The organism is Pandoraea anhela, from assembly GCF_902459655.1.
GTDB classification, from domain to species: Bacteria; Pseudomonadota; Gammaproteobacteria; order Burkholderiales; family Burkholderiaceae; genus Pandoraea; species Pandoraea anhela.
In genome coordinates this window covers 15,188-36,605 of the sequence record NZ_CABPSB010000025.1, presented here as the reverse complement: position 1 = coordinate 36,605, position 21,418 = coordinate 15,188, and the positions used below count along the sequence as shown (strand labels likewise).

The window sequence follows — 21,418 nt, the reverse complement described above, 5'->3', positions numbered from 1 at the left end:
CTCAGAACTCTCCTATCGAACAATGAACGCTTCAACCTTTGACGTCATTATTGTCGGAACGCGTGCCGCAGGCGCTTCCCTGGCAATCAATTTGGTCCGCAAAGGGCTTCGTGTGCTAGCCGTCGACCGGGCTCGTTTTCCTTCCGATACGCTTTCCACGCATGTGATCTACCCCAATACTTTGGCGCGACTTGAAGCACTTGGGGTGCTCGACGAGATTGAGGCGCATCGGCCGCCGCCACTGTATACGGCCTGGCACCACCAGGGACGCGCGGTAGTCGCCCCCCATGCGCCGGTGAATGGACGTGACTGGGCGTTGTGCGTGCGACGCATCACTTTGGACGCCATCCTGGTGAACAAGGCTCGGTCACTGGGATGCGTCGTCCTGGAGGGGATGCAGGTGGTTTCTCTGTTGGGCTCTGGTACGTCGACAGACCCCGTCACCGGCATTGTGTGCCAAGGCCCGGATGGAGAGGAGCGATTCAGTGCGCCGCTAGTTGTGGGGGCCGACGGCGTGAACTCCACGATGGCTCGATGCCTTGGTCTCGAGCGGAAAAAGGTGATGCCAAGCGAGACGATGCTCTACTTTGCTTACTGGAAGGGAGCCAAGTCGCGCAACACTCAGGACTTTTTCTTCGCCCCTCCTTGGATCTGCGCGCACTTCCCTGCGGACGACGATCACCATGTCGTCACCATGAATGGTCCGGTCAACCTGCGTAACAGCATCAGCGACATGGAGGCGTTCTATCTGGAGCGCATTCAGTCCATTCCCGCTTTGTGGGCCCGGCTGGAAGGCGCGACAAAAGTCAGCCGCGTACTTGGCTCGACAAAGCTCGAAGGTTTCTATAGGCAGCACACAGGAGCCGGCTGGGCATTGGTCGGCGACGCGGCGCATTTTAAACATCCCGCCGGCGCACAGGGCATATGCGACGCTTTGCATGCGTCAGAAGCGCTGTCAACGTTCATCGTCAACGGCGATTGGCCCACGGCTTATCCTGAATGGCGCGAGCGCGAGAGTCGAGAAATCTACGCCTTCTGCAAACATCTTGCCGAGGTGCCGACAGACTCCACTGTGAGCGGGCTCATGGATTGCCTTATCCATGACGCCCCACTTGCCAAGCGCATGGTCGACATCTGGGCGCGCGCCTCCAGCCCATGGAAAGAGGTGATTCCCCATGTTCCAGGCATGGCCGAAATCACCGGGCATTCGGTCGATGAGGTGCTCGCACCGTTTGACAACGACGTGACGCCAACCGGAGAGACCGTGTGAGCGCCCGCGAATCGACAAATGCCGCCAATGCAATCGCCCTGAAGCGCATTCGTGCATGCGCTCCAATCCTGAAAGAAGTCGTTCTTGCAAGCGACGTCATTGGCTTCGAAGGTCGAAGCCTTGGACATGCCGGGCCGCCGCTGGACCCAGGGCAGGTGCCCGCGCCAACGCTGCTTCACGCTTTGATGGGCGCGGTGCAGCACGAGGGGTGGGCAAGCAACCCAATCGACGCGAAGCGTCTCATTCTTGAGGGAGAGATCAGGCTCCACGCCAACCACTCGTTAGGTGTCGTCTCTCCCATGGCGGGGGTCGTTAGGCCGAGTCAGCGGTTGTTTCGGGTCGTGGACGAGGCGAGTGGCGCATGCAGTTTTGCGACGCTTGCGGAAAAAGGACAGCGCGTGCTGCGGTTCGGCGCCTATGGTACGGACGTCGCGCAAGGGCTGCGTTTCGTAGAAACAACGATTGCCGATGCGATTGCGCAAGCGCTCCCCCCTGATGGTTTGCCCATGCTGCCGTTGCTTGAGCGCGCAGTTGAGCTTGGAGACGACGTTCATCAACGCAATATTGCCGGCATGTTGTCCTTCTTGTCGGCGTTGGCCCCATCGTTGCCGATGGATGTACGCGATTGGCTCATCAGCCATCCGCAACACTTCCTGAATTACGCGATGGCCGCTGCCAAGCTGTGCCTTGACGCAGCAGTCGGGGTCTCCGGATCGAGCATCGTTACCGCAATCAGCCGCAATGGCTCAGACTGCGGCATTCAGATCGCAGGCCTTCCTGGGCGGTGGTTCAAGGCGCCGGCAGTCTTGCCCAGAGGTGCATGGTTCCCCGGGTTCTCCGAGGTCGACGCGCACGCTGACCTCGGAGACAGCGCAATCATGGAGGCCTTTGGTCTGGGAGGGTGCATCGCCCACACGTCTCCGGAGATTGCGCGAGCGATGGATAGAAGCTGGGAGGAAGCAACAGCCTGCGGGAACGCCATGCAACGACTGTTTGCTGGTCACCATTCCTGGCGCGCACCGGCGCTATCCGGAGCGCCGGCTCTAGGGCTGGGCCTTGATGCTTACGCCGTTCTCGAACGAGCCACCGGCGTCCGCATTCATACCGGCGTTGCGCATCGCAACGGGATCTCTGGCTGGATTGGCATTGGCGTCGCCGAGGCCCCCGTTGCCTGTTTTGCTTCAGCCGTGAATGCGCTTGGTGAGGTCACATCTGAACGGGAGCGGCCATGAACTCAGTGCATGCGATAGACGCGGCAAAAACGCCATCCATCGAAGATACCCGCAATGCCTCGCTTGCAGAGCCATCTCATGCATTGCCGGCGCAGAGCGACGAGTTGCCTGGCATCCGCGTTCCAGGGGCATCTGAAAAGACCGTAAAGCGGAAGCAAGGATTATCGAAAGATGCCCTCTGCAATCTCGGCTGGTTCGTGCTTGCCTGGCTAATTATTGTGGCGCTCTGGGAAATCTGCGCGGCAACCGGACTACTAAATCCGCACATCCTTCCGCCCCCAAGCGAAACGCTTCCCTATCTCTTCAGCGGATCGGCGTCGGTAGGGTTCGGCGTTCAGAAATCGAGTCTTTTTGAGTCTAGCCTAATCACCATGGCACGCATATTTGGCGGACTCCTGCTTGGTATCTTGCTAGCCATGGTGGTCTCGATACTGGTCATAGAAGTGCGCGTGGTCAGGCGCCTCGTCATGCCGATCGTCCAGACACTGGCCCCTGTCGCGCCTGTGGCTTGGATCCCATTTGCTATTGCCATCGTGGGGGTGGGCGTTCCCGCGGCGATATTTGTCGTGGTCATGGCGATCTTCAGCTCCGTCACCATTTCGGCTGTGGCCGCGTTCGATGGGGTGCCTCAGGAATACATCAAGGTTGCTCAGACGCTGGGCACTTCCAGGCAGCGACTATGGAGGCATGTCTTGCTGCCCGCCGCAGCCCCCAGCATCCTCACCATGCTTCGAATGAGTCTGTTTGGTGCCTGGATGGCGGTGCTTGCCGGTGAAATGGCAGGCATCAATTCCGGCCTGGGCTATCTGGTCATTACGGGCCAGCAGATGTTCAACATGAAGTTGGTGATGGTCGGTGTATTAACCATTGGCCTCCTGGGGTTCGCAATGGACCGTTTAATGCTCTGGATGCAGGGGCACATTATTTGGTGGCAAAGAAATGGCTGAAGTCACTACATCAGGCGTGAAAGGAAGCATCGTCATAGACCACGCTACGAAGCGATGGCGTGATCGGATGGCCGTCGAAAACATCTCGCTGAAGTTACCGGCCGGATCGTTTACCGCCTTCATTGGGCCGTCCGGCTGCGGGAAAAGCACCATTCTCAATATGGTGGCTGGCCTCGAACAGCCGAGTGATGGCTACGTGTTTGTTTCCGGTCGCCAAGTCGCAGGCCCTACCACAGACACAGCGCTGTTGTTTCAGACGTACAACCTTTTCCCCTGGATGACTGCATTGGGGAACGTGGCCTTTGCGCTGGAGAATCGTGGCCTCCCGAAGGAAGACGCCCGGAAAAGCGCCATGACGCTACTCGAGCGCGTCGGCCTCGGACGATTCGCAAACTGCACGCCATCTGAACTTTCGGGGGGCATGAAACAGCGAGTGGCGCTCGTACGAGCTTTCTCGACAGAACCTTCAGTCCTTCTGTTGGACGAGCCTTTCGGCGCTCTGGATATTCAGACGCGTCGGATGATGCACAGCTATCTTCTTGCGACATGGCGTGATACTCATGCGACAGTCTTGATGGTGACGCACGACCTTTCTGAAGCCCTGGCATTGGCGGACCGGGTGGTTCTAATGAGCGGCACGCCAGGGCGAATTACGGAAATCGTGACGATTCCCGATGCCTTTCCACGAGATATCTCGTCGAATGAATTCCAGGTGTTGCGAGATCGGCTGGATAACCACCTGTCGAGCTCTGCTTCGTTGTCTGAATTCAACGCCTGAACGCGCCACCTTCTTGCCAATCATTCCACGCCTTGCGGCACTTACATATGGTCACTGCGAAAATGATCTCAATTTCATTCACCACGCCTGCGGATGGCGTTTTCACGGTGCAAGCCAAGCCAGGCCAGAGCCTGATGAGCATCTCGCTGGCGAATGGCATTCCTGGAATCCTGGGCGATTGCGGCGGATCCGCCGCATGCGGCACTTGCCACATTCGTGTATCGGAAACGGCCTGGGGCCTAGTGGGTGCGCCGACACCGGGGGAGGACGCGCTGCTTTCGAGCTTGACCAACCGGCATCCCCGCAGCCGCCTGGCTTGCCAGGTCACTGTCGACGAGTCCATGCAGGGCTTGCGCGTCGAAGTTGCCGAGCAGGAATACTGACCTTCTTCTGGCGCGAACTGCGCGGAGGTGTGGGCCATTTTAAAAACATCGGACGAAACATCGCCTTCTTTCAGGCACGGAAGGAAGTGCAACCGACAACTACCAGTTCTGTACCCATACATGATTAAGCACATCTACTGTCCCCAAGCTGCTCCACCGCCGAAGTCCTCGCGCTATGCCCACGCAACCGAGTACCAGCAGACGCTTTACATCACGGGGCAGTTGCCCATTGACCCAGACGCACCCGACAACCCGCTGCCGCTCCGTATTCGGGAACAGACCGAACTCGTATTTCGTAACCTGCAACTGATCGCAACGGCCGCCGGCTATTCACTTAGCCACACGCTTTTTGTCCGTGCTTACCTTCTTGAGTTCGAGCGCGATTTCGAAGGCTTCAACGACATCTATTTTCGGTACTACGCGAACCCCGCTGCGCTTCCCGGAAGAACGACTGTCGGCGTTGCACGACTCGGAAGGGGAGCCCTCGTCGAGGTCGATCTGATTGTCGCGAGGTCGTCATGACACTGCAATCCGTTGTCGTTATAGGCGCTGGCCATGCTGGCGTCACATGCGCCGCAACGTTACGCCGGCTTGGATACACAGGAACGCTCACTTTACTTGACGCTCAACCCGAGACGCCATATCAACGCCCACAGCTCTCAAAGGCAATGTTGGTGGGCGCAGAGGAACCAACACTGCTTCCGTTGCGTCCTCCAGCGTTCTTTGACGGGAACTCCTTGACTTGGTGCCCAGGCGACCCCGCCATCCACATTGATGTGCGCGCACGCCGGGTCCATTTGGCATCCGGGAAAGTGCTCGGCTACGGCAAACTCGTAATGGCGACCGGTTCGCAACCGAGAAAATGGACGTCTGGTGCGGGGTGCAGTAGCTACTCAGCCCTAAGTTTATCTACCGCGAGTGACAGCCGCGCGCTTAGAGGCGCCTTGCAGAATGCCGCACATCTCACTGTCGTGGGGGGCGGCTTCATTGGGTTGGAGGTCGCCGCCGCAGCGAGATCCCTGGGGGTCTCCGTTTCGGTTATCGAGCGGTCGCATCGGATACTGAGCCGAGTTGCTTCTCCTGCCTTCGCTGAGCGCGTGGCAACACTGCATCGAGAGAACGGCGTTGACATCCGTTGCAACGCCGAAGTCGTCTCCATAACTAGCATTCCGGCCCCCAAGAATCCTCTCCGCGCGACTATGCGCCTCAGCTGCGGAGAGGAATGTGTCACGGATGTATGTCTCGCCGGTATTGGATCTGTCGCTCGGGATTCGCTCGCGAAAGACGCTGGTCTAGTGTGCGAGGATGGGATTGTCGTCGACTCCCGGCAAGTTAGTTCGGAACCCGACATTCTTGCGATAGGTGACTGCGCTCGCAGCTTCAGCGCGCGGTACCAACGATATACCCGATGGGAATCGGTGCAGGCAGCGCAGGAGCAAGCTCGCATTGCCGCAATGACGCTTTGCTGTCACCCGATTCCTGCCCCCGAAGCTCCCTGGTTTTGGTCGGATCAATTCGGCATCAAGATGCAAATGGCAGGGTGGCTTCCAGCCGCAGTCGCCGCACCTCAAAGATGCACAGTGACGTCGGACTCGTTTAGTCTCAAGCATTTTGATGGACAAAAGCTCCTGGCTGTCGAGTCATGGAACGACGTCAGCGGCCATATGGACGCCCGGATGATCTTGACGCGGGACGGTGCAGTGTAGTGGGCAGCTAGGGCATAGGCTTGCCGTCCGCGATAAACGCCATCAAGTCGTGCCATCACTTAATTAGAAAGCCCAACCGGTGTTACGCTTTTTACGCAAAATCGGCTTGCGGAGCTACACTTATGACTGCATTGAATATAATCACAATTGCGGTTTTCGCCCAAAGGCTAGCGGCGAGTTTTGATACAAAACGCCCGATCGCAATGCCAACCGAATCTGCCCTAGCATCGTCGGTTAGTGGGCAGAGCGACTGAGTAACTGGTTGCGTAGCGACTGTAGCTTTGGTCGAGTACCAGCGCCGCAGCATTGCATTTGAACCCAGCGGAAAACGAACGACGTTGTTTGGTCATCGGACACCTATTCATGGAGAACATTTTCGCCAAAATGGGTATCCGGGGGGGGCACCACAGACTTCAGTGTTGCCGATACTTCTGATGCTGGGAGCGCTGTGCGCGGCATACGATATGCGACGAACGAAGAACTGAGGCGACGACCGGAAAACAAAGTCGGACTTCGGATATTGGGGGGCTTCATCGGCGAATCGGCGCTAGCGTCTCCTTCCAAACTTAGGAGCAGCATAGACATGATGGGAGAAATCCGTCAGGCATCCATTGGTACGTGCCCCGGTTCGGTCGAACTTAACCGTTCAACTCCTGCCTGTTGTCTAGCAGGAAAGCCAGCTCTTTTTTGACAGCTTCCAAGGTTTGGGCTCGCGGCGGTATTAGCGGCAATCTCACCTCTCCAACAGGGTCTCCGATCAATCCAAACGCCGCTTTCACTGGACCTGGGTTAGGTTCTCTGAATAGAGCGTGGAGTGCGGGAACCAGTCGGCTGTGTTCGGCCGATGCTCGGCCGACTTCTCCATTGCTTGCCAAGCGGTGGATGTCGTTCCAAAATCGTGGCAACAAGCCGGCGGAACTAAGGATGCCACCGGTCGCGCCGAGTAGTACATGATGGACGTACAACAGATCGTCTCCGCTCATCACCGCTACGTCATTCTTCGCCATTTGAACTGTCTGCGCGAATAGGCCCAGATCGGGATTGCACGCTTTCATCCCTATAATGCAGCCATCGTCGCTGCCCATGGCTGCCACTGTCGCCGGTGGCGTCGCGTAACGCGTGCGTGCAGGAATGTCGTATAGCAGCAGCGGCACCCCCACAATTTGACGATATTTTCGAAAGTAGGCACGAACACCCTGGTCTGTCGGCGTCACATAGTAAGGCGTCACCAAAAGAAGCCCCGCCGCCCCGACTTCGACGAAGCGGCGCCCGTTAGACAGTGCCTCGTCGTATCCCGGCGAAAGTATTCCGGGGATGACGGGCACCCGGCCGCGCGCCGCTTCGACCGTGGTAGCGACGACGCGTACCCGGTCCTCCGGTGAAAGTGCTGTGTATTCCCCTGAACCGCCCACGGGAACCAGTCCCGCCACGCCCTCGTCGATCAATGTCGCGACCAACACCGACAGGCGCTCGAGGTCGATCTCGCCAGCGGCATTCATCGGCGTCGGCAGCGCAGGGAACATGCCCTTAAGGTCACGTTGATGTAACGTCATCTTCGTTCTCTTTGTTTGGTGTCGGGTTATAGCAACTTACCTGGATTCATACGTCCGCTCGAATCCAACGCGTGCTTGACAGCACGCATCAGATCTAGCTCCACGTCGCTCTTGTAATGTATGAGCTCGTCGCGGTGGGCTCGCCCGATGCCGTGCTCGGCGCTGATACTGCCACCAAACTCGACAGCTGCGTCGTTGACGATGCGGCCGATCGCGTCAATTTGTGCTCGCTGGTCAGTCACACGCTCCCACGCGTCATGCGGAAAGAGTACGATGAAATGTATGTTGCCGTCCCCCACATGACCTACGTACAAGTAGCGTGCGTCGCAAGTCAGACCCGATGCGTCAAGCCGCCTTTCTGTCTCGCGCAGGCATTGCGCGATGCGCGATATCGGCAGGGAAATGTCGTGGGTTACGCTGACGCCGAAGTGTTGGTTGGCTTCCGAGACGGCGTGGCGAAGGTGCCATAACGCCTGCCGCTGGGTCTCGCTGACAGGTAGTGCGGCATCTTGTGCGACTCCGTCCTCAAGTGCTTCGCCAATAACGGACTCGAGTAAGGTCTGCAAGGGCGCATCGTGTGGGCCTGCCGTCAACTCCACCATCAGTACCCAGGCCGACTTGCTGTCGAGTGGGTCACGTGTATCAGGCACAGTCGCGTAGACAACATCCAATTGGCTGCGCGACATTAGCTCGAAGGACGTCAGGGCTTCTCCAGCGGCGGCGCGGCACCGACCGAGCAAATTCACAGCTGCCTCGGGAGAATTCAAAGCTACCCACGCGAGCGCGTGCGCATGCTGTGCAGGAAAGAGTTTAAGCACGGCCGCCGTAACGATGCCGAGCGTTCCCTCCGAGCCAATGTAAAGTTGCTTCATGTCGAAGCCGGTGTTGTCCTTGCGAAGCCCGCGCAGGCCATGCCAGATTCGTCCATCCGGCAATACTACTTCCAGACCAAGCACCAACGCGCGCATGTTGCCGTAGCGAAGTACGGCTGTACCGCCCGCATTCGTTGCAATGTTTCCACCAATCTGGCACGACCCTTCGCTGGCAAGGGACAAAGGGAACAACCGGTCAACATCGGCTGCCGCCTCCTGAACCTGTTTCAGTGTGCAACCAGCGTCCACGGTCATGGTGTCGTTGCCGATATCGATCTCGCGCACTTGTGACATGCGAGACAGGCAAACAATCACCGCATCACCAGTTTCCGACGGCGTGGCGCCTGCTACCAATCCTGTGTTGCCGCCCTGCGGTACCACGGGCACGCCGTGATCGGCGCATAACGAAAGCACGGCAGAAACTTCGCCGGTGCTGGCAGGGCGCGCAATCGCACGCGCGTTACCGCGATATCGCCCACGCCAGTCGATCAGATAGGGGGCGGCAGCAGCGATGTCGGCAATGTCTACGAGACCTGTTGGTCCCACAATCTCTCGTAAATCGTCCAGGAAGGCCATACGTCAGGCCGCCTTCGGCAATGAGGCACACTGCGCCTTGAGCGCTGGAAACGCGCTGACCAGACCATCGAATAGTTCGTAGACGACACCCTCACCGGCCGGTGCCAGGCCGGCACACGTGGCAGCGCTCATTCGGTCAAACATTTGGTGTTTGAGAAAGAACCGCCAATCTATAGCCACGGCATCGAGACAACGATGCAATGCCGCATAGCGTTCGGGTGTCCAAACGGCCTCATGCGCATTGCGGTTCGCTCCATAGCCGAAGAAGTTGTCGGCGCTCGCGTCAGCGCTGAGCAATGCTGCACGTGCCGTGTCGGTTGCCTGCGTATCCGGGACAATTTCGCCCCCGTTTTCGTGAAGCTCGACGCCGTAGACCGAGCTGGCAGCCTCGCGCGAAACGTAGCCGCGTCTAACATCTTGCAGCACGGCATCGATGGGGCGAGTGTAAGGTGCGCCGAACCCACCACCACCGTTACCCTCCAAACGGATGATGTCGCCGGGCGAGCATGTGACAAGGTCCGTGTTGCCCAAGTCTTCCTCGCGGTCGGTGCCGGGATTGCGCAGGAAGCGCGAGGTTCGTCCCGCATGGCCGCCTCGTATTCCCCACGATCCGAAAATCGTACGATCTCGATTCCGGGCGGTGACCAGCGAATTGGGGGCGAACACCTGGAATTCCATTACGACACCCAATCCCCCGCGGTGCATCCCTGCGCCACCGCTATCGGCAACCAGACGGTATTCGCGTATACGGACGGGGACCTCGGCTTCGTTGATTTCCACCGGCGTATTACGCAGAAAGGCCATATTCGCACCCGACGCATCGGAGCCATCGCCTGCCGCAGCGCCACCCGCCCCTCCGCCCACCGGGCCAATGGAGGCCATGATGGTGCGGCCTTGTGCATCCGTTGTCTTGACGTTGACCAGGCAAACGCTGGAGGCCGGGCACGCGGGCATCAGTTCGGGGAGTGCTTGCGCAAATGCGCCGAAGACGGCTGCCTGCACCACGACGCAAGTCAGGCTTCGCATCCCCACCGCCGCAGGAGGGACAGGATTGAGCACGCTGCCGAGCGGCATGTCGCATGTCGCGATACGTAGCATTCCCGCGTTGAGCAGAATGTCCGGATTGAGCGCGTAAAGCACGTAGTTCAAGCCGACCAGCAACAATGCGTGGCGCGGGTGCCCTCCTGTAGGGACATTCAGAGAGGACGTCAACTGCGGGTCGCTCCCGGAGAAGTCGAAATGCAACAATCCGTCCGCGACGGTCAATGCCAAGGCGATACGCATTGGCTTGCCGTCTACGGCATCCTCATCGGCGTACTCACTGAAACGGTAAGTACCATTAGGAATCGTGCGCGCTACGGCGCGCGCCTGTGTCTCGGAATAGTCCAGCAACTGCCCGATGCCAGCCTTGAACGCATCGATGCCGAAGCGCTCCACGATTTCGAGCACGCGGCGCTCACCTGTCATCAAACAGGCGATCTGCGCCTTGAGATCGCCGATGTTCTGGTCCGGGGCACGAACGTTACGCATTATCCAATCCAACAGTGTTTCATTGAGCTGGCCCGCCTCGACCACTTTTGTGGGAGGAAAACGAACGCCTTCCTGATGAATCTCCGTGAGTGATCGCGACAACGAAGCGGGAACAGCACCGCCCATGTCAGTGTTGTGGATGTGCCCCCCCACGAAGCAAATTATTTCTCCTTCATGGAACACCGGCTTCCACATCACCACGTCAGGCGTGTGGGTGGCAACATAGCCGCTGTACGGGTCGTTGGTCATACAGACATCGCCAGGACGATAGTTGTCGAACGCGGCAACGACAGGACCATAGTCAAGCCCCACGTACCAAGTCGCGCCGAACGTTCGAGGTGAAGCGAAAGTCTGCCCCGTCACACTGGTCAGTGCACACGAGAAGTCCTCAGTCTCCTTGACGAACGTCGAATGCGCGGTTCGCACAAGTGTATAAGCCATGCTTTCGGCAGCGGCCACGCAATAATTAGCAAATATCTGCAGTTCCGATTTTTCGAAGGTCATCATCGGTGCTCAGTGTTGGGTTGCGCGATTGGACATCACGAGATTGCCAAAGGCGTCGACGGTCACGGAGAAGCCCGACAGAACACAGGTCGTCGCATCGTCCTGCGATACCACCGCCGGGCCTTCGAATGATTGACCTGCGAGCAGGTCGGCGCGTCGGTAGAGTGAAATGTCGCGCTCAGCATCGTCCACCCAAACGCGGATCATTCGCGCTGGAACGGGCGCGACTTCCGACGTTTCGATACGTTCAAGCTCTGGCTTGGGTGTCGCGCAGGCAATCACGAGCCGCAGCGCAACCAGTTGGATACCCGCATGTTCGTCGCTGTGACCATACAACCGGCGGTGCTCCTCGTGAAACGCGTTGCTGATCGAGTCGATGTCACCTTTCATGACGGCACCAATATCCAGCGGCGTTTCAATTTCGAACGACTGACCTCGATATCGCATATCTGCCGTCATGGTTAGCATTGCGCCCATGCTGTTGCCCACCTGCTCTGTCATCCAGTCGCGCGCTTGCGCTTCCAGCATTCGAACGTCATAGGCAAGCGTTGGGAGCACGCTTGCATCGAGCTCGTAGTAGGTCGTCTTGACGAAATCGTTCTTGATATCGGCGATAAGCCCTCCCAATGCACTCAGGACCCCTGGCGTTCGCGGAACGGTTACGCTAGGCATACTCAACGCGCGCGCAAGATAGCAAGCAAGCATTGGACCGGCACCGCCGAACGGCAGCAAGGTAAACGTTCGCGGATCGATGCCGAATCTCGATATCAAGCGGCTAGTGCCTGCATACATGCTTGAAGTCGACACACGGATAATCGCCTCTGCGGCTTGCTCGACCGTTTTCCCCAGGCGCTCTGCAAGTGGGCCTATCGCCGTGCGCGCCGAGTCTCGATCGAGCGACACCGAGTTGTACCCTAGATCGGATTGACCTAGGAATCCCATGACCGCGAACGCGTCGGTGATGGTGGGCTTGTCACCCCCTCTGCCGTAACACGCCGGGCCGGGGCTGGAACCCGCACTTTGCGGCCCAACCTTGAGTACACCGAAGTCGTCGACCCATGCGATTGATCCGCCGCCGTCTCCAATCGACGAAACCGACACGGACGGGATCTGGATTTGGAAATCGCCAATGTATTCACCTGTGGCGTATTGCGGTTCACCATTGACGATCAAGGCGACGTCGGCTGTGGTTCCGCCGATATCGAGGCTCATGCAATTCTTGATGCCGCACTGATTGGCGACATAAGTAGCGCCGATCACCCCCGACGCCGTACCAGACAAAATCATCTGCACGCAGTTCGACTTGCCGTTTTCGGCGCTCATCACACCGCCGTTGGACTTGGTGACTTTGAGTTCTGCGCAGACGCCAGCTTCGGCCAGTGCTCCCTGCAACTTCGTAAGATAGTTCGCAACCTTCGGCTGCACGTAGCCGCTGATGATCGCTGTGGAGGTTCGCTCATACTCCCGAATGATTGGCCAGACCTCATGGGAACAAGATACGAACAACGCCGGTGCGTGCATGGCGAAGAGTGCCTTGACCTCCAATTCATGCGTCGGATTCCGATACGCGTGCAAGAGCGAGATCACAACACCCTCGCATCCGCTTGCCTGTGCTGCGCGAATCGCTTTCAGGACACTCGCTTCGTCGACGGGCAATTCTTCCTGGCCGTCTGCACCGATACGTTCCGCGACACCGAACACGCGATCGCGGGGAATCAGCGGCTCTGGTCGACGCGAGAGCAAGTGATACATGTCCGGAATCTTCAATCGCGCGATTTCCAGCACGTCCTCGAATTTCTCGGTGGTCACCAAGGCAAGCCGCAAGCCTTTACGTTGAACCACGGCATTGACACCCACGGTGGTCCCATGGGTAAAGTAGGAGACGTCCTCCGGTGCGATTTTGTACCGCTCGACGAGGCCCGCAATTCCAGCCAACACTTCGCTGCCCGGGCTGTCCGGACGCGAGAATACCTTCAGCGTGCGAATCTTTCTGGTTTCATCGTCAAGCACAGCGAAATCGGTAAAGGAACCACCGATGTCGACACCAATTCTCAAACTCATTTTCAGTTCCTCTTTGGGGTTCAGCGACCGATTTGCTTGTTCCACATTTCGATCCATTGCGGCGTCTTCTTCGAGATCGTGTCGAATGACAGCCACATCGAATCGTCGTCTCTAGGCACGCGTGGTTTGACCTGCTCGGAATACTTGACGTTACGATTCGAGGCCGAGTACTGCATCGCGTTGGCAAAACAACTTTGTCGGTCCGCCGAAGCCAGGTCGTTCATAAATTGCCACGCCAGCGGCGAACCATTCTTGACTTTCTGAACCATCGTTGGGAAAGCCACCGCGCCCGGCTTCGGATTCAGATAGCCGATGTCCGGATTGCTTGCATCGTGTTCCGCCCACGCGCGACCATCGAAATACATCGCCATATCGATGTCGCCGGATTTGAGCGCGACAAGGGGAGAATTAGGCTCGCTGTAGAACGTGACGTTTCCACTGGCCTTAAGGCGCTTGATCTGATCAAGGCCGGGTTGGACGTTGTCCAGACTCCCGCCATAAAGCGTTGCAAACAGACCGATGAAGCCTTGTGCTGTAGCCACGTATGCAATGCCCGGAACGGCGGCGTGCCATTTCCCCGCGACAACACCGTCGACGAATTCCTGCCATGTCTTCGGAGGATTAGCAACGGCTTTTTTGCTGTACATCAGCCCGAAGTCGCCAGACGCGATGGGGAAGCCGTAACCTTTGCCGAAGCCCAGCATGTTGGGTTTGAGTTCTTTTAGGTTCGGCAGATCCGAATCGTTTAGCTTTTCGACCAGCCCGCGCTCACGAGCGATTTCGCCACTGTCTACCAGCCCGACCATTACGTCGATTGGCGGCTTGGCAGGGTTTGCCGCGATCTGATTGATCCATTGCATCGGGCTGCCCAAGATGACGTCGACACGTTTGCCCGTTTTCTTTTCGAACGGCTGCACAAAGCACCTTCGGTAGGCTTGCTCCCATGCCCCGCCATATGCCGTAACCGTCAAATCCGCCGCATGGGCGCTTGCCGCGGATATTCCCAATGCCAGCGTAATGGCGCTGGCAGCGAAAGAATGCGGTAATTTCATTGCGACTCCCTCTGATATAGCGGTGATGTGAAAAGCAGATAACTGAAAGATGCGAGATCGCGATTTGCCAACGCGGGTTGTTCTACTGCGTCATGAGCGCGCGAAGTCCATAAGTTTTCTCGACAATCAGCAAGAGCGCGATAGTGATGATCATCTGCACGGTACTGATGGCGGCAATGGCGGGATCGAACTGATTTTGCAGGTACGACAGCATGACAACTGGCAGCGTCGTCACATTGGCGGTGCCGAAGAAGTACGACACGCCGAGGTTGTCGAGCGAGACGAGAATCGAGAACAGCGCGCCGGCAAAAATGCCGGGGGCGATCAGCGGTAGCGTGACGTAACGGAGTGTTTGCCAGCGCGTGGCGCCGAGCACTGAGGCGGCTTCCAGGTAGGACGCCTGGGTGTTCTTGTAGGTCGCCAGCGTTGTGCGCATCACGTAGGGAACTGAAACCACAGTGTGGGCGATTAGCAGTGCGGTGAATGACACGCCGATCCCAATGTTCGAAAAAAAGTAGAGCAGCGACAATCCGATAACCAGCGCTGGGATTGCAATCGGGGCGAGCAGGAACGTTGTTAGCGCAGTGGCGACGCGGGCGCGGCTGCGGCCGACGCCGAGTGCTGCTGGAACGGCAATCACGATCGCGATGAAAGCCGACGTCAGCGCAAGGTAGAGGCTGGTGAGCAACGAGTCGACGAAGGGGCGATATTCCCACAGGCGTTGATACCATCTCAGGGAAATGCCATGAAAAGGCACAGTAATCGATTCGTCGGGCGTGAAGGACACGATCACGACCACTGCAATCGGTGCGATTAATGCGACGAAGAAGCATGCTGTGAATAGCGCATGGATAGCGGTTGCGGTCCGAGCAGCGAGTTCGTGGTACGGGCGAATAATCAGCATCAGGCATCTCCCTTCCGGTCAGACATGCGTAATTGCAGATACAGGCAAATCAGCACGATCGCCAGCAGTAGATTGCCCATTGCACTCGCGAAACCCAGGTCTTGCGTCAACGAGAATTGCTGGAAGATCAAAAGCGGAAGCGTTACGACACTGCCATCGCCGAGCATGAGTTGAGTGACGAAGCTACCGCTCGTCAGCATGAACACCAGTACACATCCTGTAGCGACGCCTTCGGCGGCCAGTGGTAGGGTGACCAGTAAGAATGTGCGAATCACCCCGGCACCGAGAGTGCGGGCTGACTCTTCCAGCCGACGGTCTACGCCACGCAGCACGGGAATAATGGATAGCACCATGAACGGCACCATGACGTGTACAAGTCCGATGTACACGCCAAGCGGCCCGCCAAGCACCTTCAGAGGGTGTTCGATGAGGTTCATCCACATCAGCACGTCGTTGAATAAGCCGTGACGTGCAAACAGCACCCGCCAGCCGAAAGTGCGCATGATGATTGACGTCAGCAACGGCGTGATTAGCAGGAACAGCATCGGCATGGCCAACCATCCGGCGCGACGCACCATGAAATGGGCTACCGGGTAGCCGAGCAGAAGACAAAGCACGGTAGTGAAGAAGCTCACGTTGAGCGTCTCCCACACGATGGAGCGATAGTACGGATCGAGGAATAGGCGCTCGTAATTGGCTAGCGCATGCGCGTCTGAAGAGGTCGCGTGCAGGTCCACACCGAGGCTGCGCGCTGCATTCCCTAACAGCGGAACTGCAAAGAATACCAATAGGAGGAAGCATGCGGGTGTGCAAAGCAAGGCGATGCGCAAAGCAGCAGAACGCCGTGCACGCACGATGCCCGGCAGCGGCACGGCGTGAATCCGAGTGGGGGAGACAGATTGCATTATCGTCCCCCGTCCCGAACTAACACCCTCGCTGCATCGGACGCGGAATCATTGACGACGGCATGCGATGACGTCTCGACGGGCGCCTCCGGGGCCAGCGCGACAACGTCAGCGGCGGAGAACGTGATAGAGACCGCAGTGCCAGGCCGATGAGATGCGTGTTCGGAGGACGTGGCTTGTGCGTAAGCGTAGACACGCTTGCCGAAGGCCGGCACGTCGATTTCATAAGAATGCTGTGAGCCACGGAATATGTGCTGTACGATGCGCCCACGCAATGTCGGCCGCCCGTCGCTGGGTGCATCGATGACGATCTTTTCCGGGCGTATTGCAACATGGACGATCGGGGGCAACTCCCCCGACCATTGTGTCGGCAACGCCACGGCGCACTCCACTGGGGGCGAGTTATCCTCGGCAGGCAATGCGAGCGTCACGCCATGGAAGCTTCGCGCTAGCACCCAACAGGCGATGACATTAGCTGTGCCGAGGAACTCAGCGACGAAGCGCGTGCGCGGACGATCATACACTTCACGTGGCGCGCCGCTTTGCAGAATCTTCCCCTGACTCATGACGACGACGCGATCGCTCATCGTCATGGCCTCTTCCTGATCGTGCGTGACCATCACACTTGTAATGCCGAGATTTTGTTGCAACCGGCGGATTTCGAACTGCATACCCTCACGCAAATTCTTGTCCAGTGCCCCCAGCGGTTCGTCGAGCAGCAGTACCGAGGGGTCGGTGACAATGGCGCGCGCGAGTGCTACGCGTTGTTGTTGTCCGCCCGAAAGCTGGCCTATGCGACGCTCGGCGTAGTCAGGCAAACGGATCAGGTCGAGCATGCGCTTTACGGCACTCTGAATTGCGTCGCGACTCGCCCCCGCCATGCGCAATCCGAAGCTGATGTTCTCCCCGACCGTCATGTGCGGGAACAAACTGTAGTTCTGAAACACCATGCCCAGTGAGCGCTTGTTCGGCGGTAGGGCCGATACGTCTTGTTCGTCAATCGAGATCACGCCCGCGTCCAGATATTCGAATCCGGCAATCAAGCGCAACGTGGTCGTCTTGCCACACCCCGAGGGACCCAGTAACGCCACCAATTCGCCCGGCGATACGGATAACGACAGGGCGTCGAGTGCATGAACGTGACCATATCGTTTTGTGACGGCATCAAGAGTGAGGCGCTTGGCCGGTGCTCGGGGGGGGGCCTGGGGCAGCACATCAGCGCGATTGGCGTTTTGCATGGGACACTCCTAAGGCCTTCATTGGCCCATTTCGTTTTCGGACTACCTGCAGCGCTCTCCCCGTGGGTGACGCGGCTTCAGGACCATCAACGCGGCGAATACGGTGCGACCGACGACCGGTGTGGGCCGTCAAGCGAGAGCGCTTCGAGTTCTTGGTCCAATGCATGAATCAGGCGTTCTAGTTGACGGTCGAGTACGCCGGGTTCGTGACCGGCGAAGAACGTGTCTAGGAAGATGCCGCGCATTGCAGATAACAAGAAGGGAAGGAGTTCTTGCAGCGCCTGTTTGGTTTCGGGTTTGAGAGCGACGTTCGCAGTGACGGTTCGCAACATACGTTCGCGCGTCGTTCCGCGGTGTTCGATCAGCGCTTGGTAGAGCGCCTTGTCTCGACGTAACCCGATGTTGATTTCCCAGACCGCCCAATACCGGCGGCTACCGTAAAGTGACCAGAGCTTCGTTACGATGGCACGGGCAGGCCCTTGCCCGCCTGCGCGGGACTCGTGCAGATCACGGAACAGTGCCAGCGCGTCTTCAGTCAGTTCGTCTAGAACGGCAATGAGCAGACTTTCCTTGGTGGGGAAGTGATGATGTAGTGCCCCCGTAGTCACTCGTGCATGTTGCGCGATAGCTGCGGTTGTGGCGTACGCGAAGCCATGCTCACTAAGCAACGAAATGGCCGACTCGACAAGTGCCGCCCGCGCCATGGCGGTACGATCCGCCTGAGTACGCCGTTTTCCGTCGTGCGCCATGACGCTCTCCAGAGTTGAGAAAGAAAAATACCTATTGGTTGGTATGTAAATTGGCGGACCGTTCAACGGTTTGCTTCAAATCCTTGGTCATGATTCTTTAGGAAAAAAAAACGGATGCATTCGAAAAAAAAAATCAGAACTTGATGCGGAATATGCATCAACCTAGCAGACTTAAGGGATTTCAGCAGGGGTCGAATGTGCTTCCTGCGGTTCGATGCGGGTATTCACTGGTGTTCCGGGATTGCAGTGATCTCTCGCCAGTTAATGTGGAATTCTGGGCATGGAATGATTATTGGCTTCGACGTCCCAGGACCTGCGGGATCAGCGTCACCGAGCGAGTGAAGCTAGGGGTAACGAATTTTGCGGCGCGGGGAATGATGCTCATATACGCGGGGCTAGGCGAACTGCTTTGCTGCCAGTCTTCGGGCGTAGATTGCTGGTGATAGTCCGCCCAGTGACTTCTTCGGTCGCTCCTCGTTGTACTCCCGCCGCCAAGCTTCGATCACGACCTTGGCGTGAGACAGGCTGGTGAACCAGTGCCCGTTCAGGCATTCATCCCGAAAGCGTCCGTTGAACGATTCAATATAGGCGTTCTGGTTTGGCGTGCCCGGCTCAATCAGAAATAGCTTCACACCTCGCCCGTGCGCCCAGCTCAGCATTGCACGACCGCAGAATTCCTTACCGTTATCGGTACGAATCGCTTGCGGCAAACCGCGATGCAGCGCCACACGATCCAGAATACGCGTGAGCGCCAGGCCACCAATCGCTCGCTCCGGCACAATGGCCACAGCCTCATGCGTGGCGTCGTCGACCACCGTCAGGTTCTTGATGACGCGGCCCTCCGCTGTTCGGTCGAACACGAAATCCATCGACCGACCTCCCCCCGAAAAAACGTAGCGGCGAGAAGTAGAGATTTCTGGCAAATTTGAAGCCCTGACGGGCGGGAGGTTTGCATGAAGAAATCTAGGTACACGGAAGAGCAGATCGCGTTCGCGCTGAAGCAGGCCGAACTGGGTACCACGGTGGCAGAAGTGTGTCGGAAGATGGGTATTTCCGAAGCCACGTTCTACAACTGGAAGAAGAAGTACGGCGGCCTCGGAGTCTCGGAGTTGCGGCGCTTAAAGCAACTCGAAGAGGAGAACGCCCGACTCAAGCGCATGGTGGCCGACCTAAGCCTCGACAAGCAACTGCTTCAGGAGGCGGTGCAAAAAAAGCTGTGAAGCCAGCTCGTAAGCGCGAGCTGGCTGATTTTTTGATTCAAGCGTATCGGGTGAGCATCCGGCGTGCGACAGCACTATTGCAGCTACGCCAGGCCACGTACTTCTATGTGCTGAGCCCACGTGATGACCGTGCCGAGCGTCGGCGCATCCTGGAGATTGCCGAGACTCGGATACGCTACGGCGTAGAGCGCATTCACGTTCTACTGCGCCACGAAGGCTGGTTGATCAATCACAAGAAGACCTACCGAATCTACTTTGAAGAGGGGCTGAACCTGAGGCGTAAGCGGCCTCGCCGTCGTGTCGCTGCGGCACACCGTATGGAGCGCCCCGAAATCTCTACGGTAAATGCGTGCTGGAGCATGGATTTCGTGGCCGATCAGTTGTTCAACGGGCAGAAAATCCAGGCCTTAACTGTGGTCGATAACTTTAGTCGGGAGAGCTTGGCGATTACCGTCGATTACGCCTTGAAGGCAGCCGATGTGGTGGCAACGATGGGACATCTAAAAGCGCTGCGAGGTACCTCGAAACGGATACAGGTCGATAATGGGAGCGAATTTATTTCTCATGCGCTGGATCACTGGGCGTATGAAAATGGCGTAACGTTGGACTTCTCCCGTCCCGGCAAACCCACGGACAATCCGTTCATCGAGTCATTTAACGGCAGTTTTCGGGATGAATGCCTGAACGTGCATTGGTTTCTGTCACTGGACGATGCCCGAGAAAAGATCGAAGGCTGGCGACAGGATTACAACGACTTCAGACCGCATAGTTCACTAGGCGATTTGACTCCGGGTGAGTTCCGACTTGCCCACCTTGAAGCCGGAACTCTCTAGGCCAAAGTGCTCGGTTATCCGGGAGGGCAGGTCGAGGAAAAAGCCTGCTGCTGCCAAAGAATCCAATTGAGTTGGCTCCATTGGCAGCCCGAAATATAACGCAACGAAGTATCCTGCGACCGATCTTAGAGACGGATTTGACGGTTACCTGGCAAGTGTGGGGTAGGTTATTTCGTCAACTAGGCAACAGATTAATCGGTGGTCGTTTACGTGGAATAGCGATGCGTCTCCGGCGTCTTGCTCTCCAATAAAGAACAGATATCCCTTTTCATTCGCATCGCTGTTTTTTGCCGCAATCGCTTCCTTGCGAGCAGCTTCAATCTCATTGCGAACGTATGTGCGTTTCGCCTTGCTCCATTCTGCCCATTCGACTCGAATGCGGTGCCCCTGTGTAAGACGCTTTTCCTGATCGCGTTCACCCGCGTCCACAATGATCTCGAGATATTCGTCTGATTCGACGGGTTTACTCCACCGAATGGCTGCATAGAAGATCCGAGCGTCCGGGTATGAGACTAGTTCGTCCCACTTCAGCTTTTTGAACACGGAAATGTACTTTGTGGCAAGGACGCCAGGCACATCTAGTTCTAGATCTCGGTCGTATGGGAAGTTTATGAACGTCCGGCAGATTGGTCGAATTGTGTTTGCCGCACGGCGACGACTTGTTGTCGGAGTATCTTGGTCGCTGCCAGTCGTTCGTCTGGCGCTTGCGTCTCGCCGACGTGTCGCATCACTGTCTTCGGAGTCTGGCCCGTCAGTAATGATGCGTCGATCGCGCAGGACCAGCTTTGACGGATACGGGGCAGGGAATCCGTCCCTCGGTGTGCTTAGGCGTTGCTTCTTGCCCTTGCGAGCCAGCTTTCGCTCCCCGTCGACATCGCAGTTCGGCCTGTGATCGGTGTCCCTTGCAGTGAAGTAGGGGCGGACCACGTTTTCTGGTCGATAAGCAGCGGGCGTGAGCTTGACTCCACACCCGCGGCACACGTATCGGTCCTTGTCGACTGATGCGATGAGCCAAAGTTGCTCGGCTTCAACGATTTCTCCGGTGATCTTGTCCTGCGCAGATTCCATATTCACCTCATTGCTTTATTCTTTAGCCACGGCATTC

18 protein-coding genes and 1 pseudogene are annotated in these 21,418 nt (G+C 57.6%); 8 read left to right on the top strand and 11 right to left on the bottom strand.

The genetic code is table 11. The features are described from left to right. Positions 1 to 22: 22 nt before the first annotated feature. From PAN31108_RS23515 to PAN31108_RS27215, 7 genes are all read left to right on the top strand, one after another. Positions 23 to 1,270 carry an NAD(P)/FAD-dependent oxidoreductase gene (locus PAN31108_RS23515; protein ID WP_150671182.1) on the top strand — a complete coding sequence of 416 codons (1,248 nt, stop codon included), beginning with the start codon at positions 23 to 25 and terminating at the stop codon, positions 1,268 to 1,270. After that, a complete protein-coding gene (locus PAN31108_RS23510; protein WP_150671181.1) occupies positions 1,267 to 2,502 on the top strand; it encodes a YlbE family protein in 1,236 nt (411 codons plus the stop codon). The genes PAN31108_RS23515 and PAN31108_RS23510 overlap by 4 nt, the downstream gene beginning before the upstream one ends. Then, positions 2,499 to 3,449 (top strand): ABC transporter permease, encoded by a 951-nt coding sequence (locus PAN31108_RS23505; RefSeq protein WP_150671180.1) that lies wholly within the window; start codon positions 2,499 to 2,501, stop codon positions 3,447 to 3,449. Before PAN31108_RS23510 ends, PAN31108_RS23505 begins: the two co-directional genes overlap by 4 nt. Further along, a complete protein-coding gene (locus tag PAN31108_RS23500; RefSeq protein WP_150671179.1) occupies positions 3,442 to 4,227 on the top strand; it encodes an ABC transporter ATP-binding protein in 786 nt (261 codons plus the stop codon). The genes PAN31108_RS23505 and PAN31108_RS23500 overlap by 8 nt, the downstream gene beginning before the upstream one ends. Positions 4,228 to 4,274: 47 nt before the next feature. Beyond that, positions 4,275 to 4,610, top strand: coding sequence for a 2Fe-2S iron-sulfur cluster-binding protein (locus PAN31108_RS23495; RefSeq protein ID WP_150671178.1), 336 nt, complete (start codon positions 4,275 to 4,277; stop codon positions 4,608 to 4,610). Between the two features lie 120 nt (positions 4,611 to 4,730). Beyond that, positions 4,731 to 5,132, top strand: a complete 402-nt coding sequence (locus PAN31108_RS23490) for a RidA family protein (protein ID WP_150671177.1) — start codon at positions 4,731 to 4,733, stop codon at positions 5,130 to 5,132. After that, positions 5,129 to 6,316, top strand: coding sequence for an NAD(P)/FAD-dependent oxidoreductase (locus PAN31108_RS27215; RefSeq protein WP_150671176.1), 1,188 nt, complete (start codon positions 5,129 to 5,131; stop codon positions 6,314 to 6,316). Before PAN31108_RS23490 ends, PAN31108_RS27215 begins: the two co-directional genes overlap by 4 nt. A 638-nt stretch (positions 6,317 to 6,954) precedes the next feature. On the opposite strand, the gene PAN31108_RS23480 is transcribed toward PAN31108_RS27215, so the two are convergent. From PAN31108_RS23480 to PAN31108_RS23435, 10 genes and pseudogenes are all read right to left on the bottom strand, one after another. Further along, positions 6,955 to 7,869: a dihydrodipicolinate synthase family protein gene (locus PAN31108_RS23480; RefSeq protein ID WP_150671175.1), complete on the bottom strand. Its 915-nt coding sequence runs from the start codon at positions 7,867 to 7,869 to the stop codon at positions 6,955 to 6,957. Positions 7,870 to 7,895: 26 nt separating this feature from the next. Beyond that, positions 7,896 to 9,317, bottom strand: a complete 1,422-nt coding sequence (locus PAN31108_RS23475; protein WP_150671174.1) for an FAD-binding oxidoreductase — start codon at positions 9,315 to 9,317, stop codon at positions 7,896 to 7,898. A 3-nt stretch (positions 9,318 to 9,320) separates the two neighbouring features. Next, positions 9,321 to 11,351 carry a hydantoinase B/oxoprolinase family protein gene (locus PAN31108_RS23470; protein WP_150671216.1) on the bottom strand — a complete coding sequence of 677 codons (2,031 nt, stop codon included), beginning with the start codon at positions 11,349 to 11,351 and terminating at the stop codon, positions 9,321 to 9,323. A gap of 9 nt (positions 11,352 to 11,360) precedes the next feature. After that, positions 11,361 to 13,412, bottom strand: a complete 2,052-nt coding sequence (locus tag PAN31108_RS23465) for a hydantoinase/oxoprolinase family protein (protein WP_150671215.1) — start codon at positions 13,410 to 13,412, stop codon at positions 11,361 to 11,363. Positions 13,413 to 13,432: 20 nt separating this feature from the next. Beyond that, positions 13,433 to 14,464 carry an extracellular solute-binding protein gene (locus PAN31108_RS23460; protein WP_150671173.1) on the bottom strand — a complete coding sequence of 344 codons (1,032 nt, stop codon included), beginning with the start codon at positions 14,462 to 14,464 and terminating at the stop codon, positions 13,433 to 13,435. An 82-nt stretch (positions 14,465 to 14,546) separates the two neighbouring features. Next, a complete protein-coding gene (locus PAN31108_RS23455) occupies positions 14,547 to 15,368 on the bottom strand; it encodes an ABC transporter permease (protein ID WP_150671172.1) in 822 nt (273 codons plus the stop codon). After that, entirely contained in the window at positions 15,368 to 16,273 is a 906-nt protein-coding gene (locus tag PAN31108_RS23450) for an ABC transporter permease (protein WP_150671171.1), read from the bottom strand. The genes PAN31108_RS23455 and PAN31108_RS23450 overlap by 1 nt, the downstream gene beginning before the upstream one ends. Beyond that, complete coding sequence (locus PAN31108_RS23445) at positions 16,273 to 17,511, bottom strand: ABC transporter ATP-binding protein (protein WP_150671170.1); 1,239 nt, start codon at positions 17,509 to 17,511, stop codon at positions 16,273 to 16,275. The genes PAN31108_RS23450 and PAN31108_RS23445 overlap by 1 nt, the downstream gene beginning before the upstream one ends. A gap of 86 nt (positions 17,512 to 17,597) precedes the next feature. Next, complete coding sequence (locus PAN31108_RS23440; RefSeq protein WP_150671169.1) at positions 17,598 to 18,260, bottom strand: TetR/AcrR family transcriptional regulator; 663 nt, start codon at positions 18,258 to 18,260, stop codon at positions 17,598 to 17,600. Between the two features lie 395 nt (positions 18,261 to 18,655). After that, positions 18,656 to 19,132: pseudogene (locus PAN31108_RS23435) on the bottom strand (integrase core domain-containing protein); the annotation flags it as partial. A gap of 81 nt (positions 19,133 to 19,213) precedes the next feature. Between PAN31108_RS23435 and PAN31108_RS23430 the strand changes: the two are divergent. Continuing rightward, positions 19,214 to 20,313, top strand: a protein-coding gene (locus tag PAN31108_RS23430) for an IS3 family transposase (protein WP_370819719.1) whose coding sequence is annotated in 2 segments (ribosomal slippage) — positions 19,214 to 19,475 and positions 19,475 to 20,313 — 1,101 coding nt in all. Because the reading frame shifts where the segments join, the coding sequence is not laid out codon by codon here. A 144-nt stretch (positions 20,314 to 20,457) separates the two neighbouring features. On the opposite strand, the gene PAN31108_RS23425 is transcribed toward PAN31108_RS23430, so the two are convergent. Further along, positions 20,458 to 21,381 carry a hypothetical protein gene (locus PAN31108_RS23425; protein ID WP_246184116.1) on the bottom strand — a complete coding sequence of 308 codons (924 nt, stop codon included), beginning with the start codon at positions 21,379 to 21,381 and terminating at the stop codon, positions 20,458 to 20,460. Positions 21,382 to 21,418 lie beyond the last annotated feature (37 nt).

Bases quoted from the DNA above. Each gene is read 5' to 3' on its own strand.
- PAN31108_RS23515 (WP_150671182.1), top strand. From the start codon at position 23: ATGAACGCTTCAACCTTTGACGTCATTATTGTCGGAACGCGTGCCGCA.
- PAN31108_RS23505 (WP_150671180.1), top strand. From the start codon at position 2,499: ATGAACTCAGTGCATGCGATAGACGCGGCAAAAACGCCATCCATCGAA.
- PAN31108_RS23500 (WP_150671179.1), top strand. From the start codon at position 3,442: ATGGCTGAAGTCACTACATCAGGCGTGAAAGGAAGCATCGTCATAGAC.
- PAN31108_RS23495 (WP_150671178.1), top strand. From the start codon at position 4,275: ATGGTCACTGCGAAAATGATCTCAATTTCATTCACCACGCCTGCGGAT.
- PAN31108_RS23490 (WP_150671177.1), top strand. From the start codon at position 4,731: ATGATTAAGCACATCTACTGTCCCCAAGCTGCTCCACCGCCGAAGTCC.
- PAN31108_RS27215 (WP_150671176.1), top strand. From the start codon at position 5,129: ATGACACTGCAATCCGTTGTCGTTATAGGCGCTGGCCATGCTGGCGTC.
- PAN31108_RS23480 (WP_150671175.1), bottom strand. From the start codon at position 7,869: ATGACGTTACATCAACGTGACCTTAAGGGCATGTTCCCTGCGCTGCCG.
- PAN31108_RS23475 (WP_150671174.1), bottom strand. From the start codon at position 9,317: ATGGCCTTCCTGGACGATTTACGAGAGATTGTGGGACCAACAGGTCTC.
- PAN31108_RS23470 (WP_150671216.1), bottom strand. From the start codon at position 11,351: ATGACCTTCGAAAAATCGGAACTGCAGATATTTGCTAATTATTGCGTG.
- PAN31108_RS23465 (WP_150671215.1), bottom strand. From the start codon at position 13,412: ATGAGTTTGAGAATTGGTGTCGACATCGGTGGTTCCTTTACCGATTTC.
- PAN31108_RS23460 (WP_150671173.1), bottom strand. From the start codon at position 14,464: ATGAAATTACCGCATTCTTTCGCTGCCAGCGCCATTACGCTGGCATTG.
- PAN31108_RS23455 (WP_150671172.1), bottom strand. From the start codon at position 15,368: ATGCTGATTATTCGCCCGTACCACGAACTCGCTGCTCGGACCGCAACC.
- PAN31108_RS23450 (WP_150671171.1), bottom strand. From the start codon at position 16,273: ATGCAATCTGTCTCCCCCACTCGGATTCACGCCGTGCCGCTGCCGGGC.
- PAN31108_RS23445 (WP_150671170.1), bottom strand. From the start codon at position 17,511: ATGCAAAACGCCAATCGCGCTGATGTGCTGCCCCAGGCCCCCCCCCGA.
- PAN31108_RS23440 (WP_150671169.1), bottom strand. From the start codon at position 18,260: ATGGCGCACGACGGAAAACGGCGTACTCAGGCGGATCGTACCGCCATG.
- PAN31108_RS23425 (WP_246184116.1), bottom strand. From the start codon at position 21,381: ATGGAATCTGCGCAGGACAAGATCACCGGAGAAATCGTTGAAGCCGAG.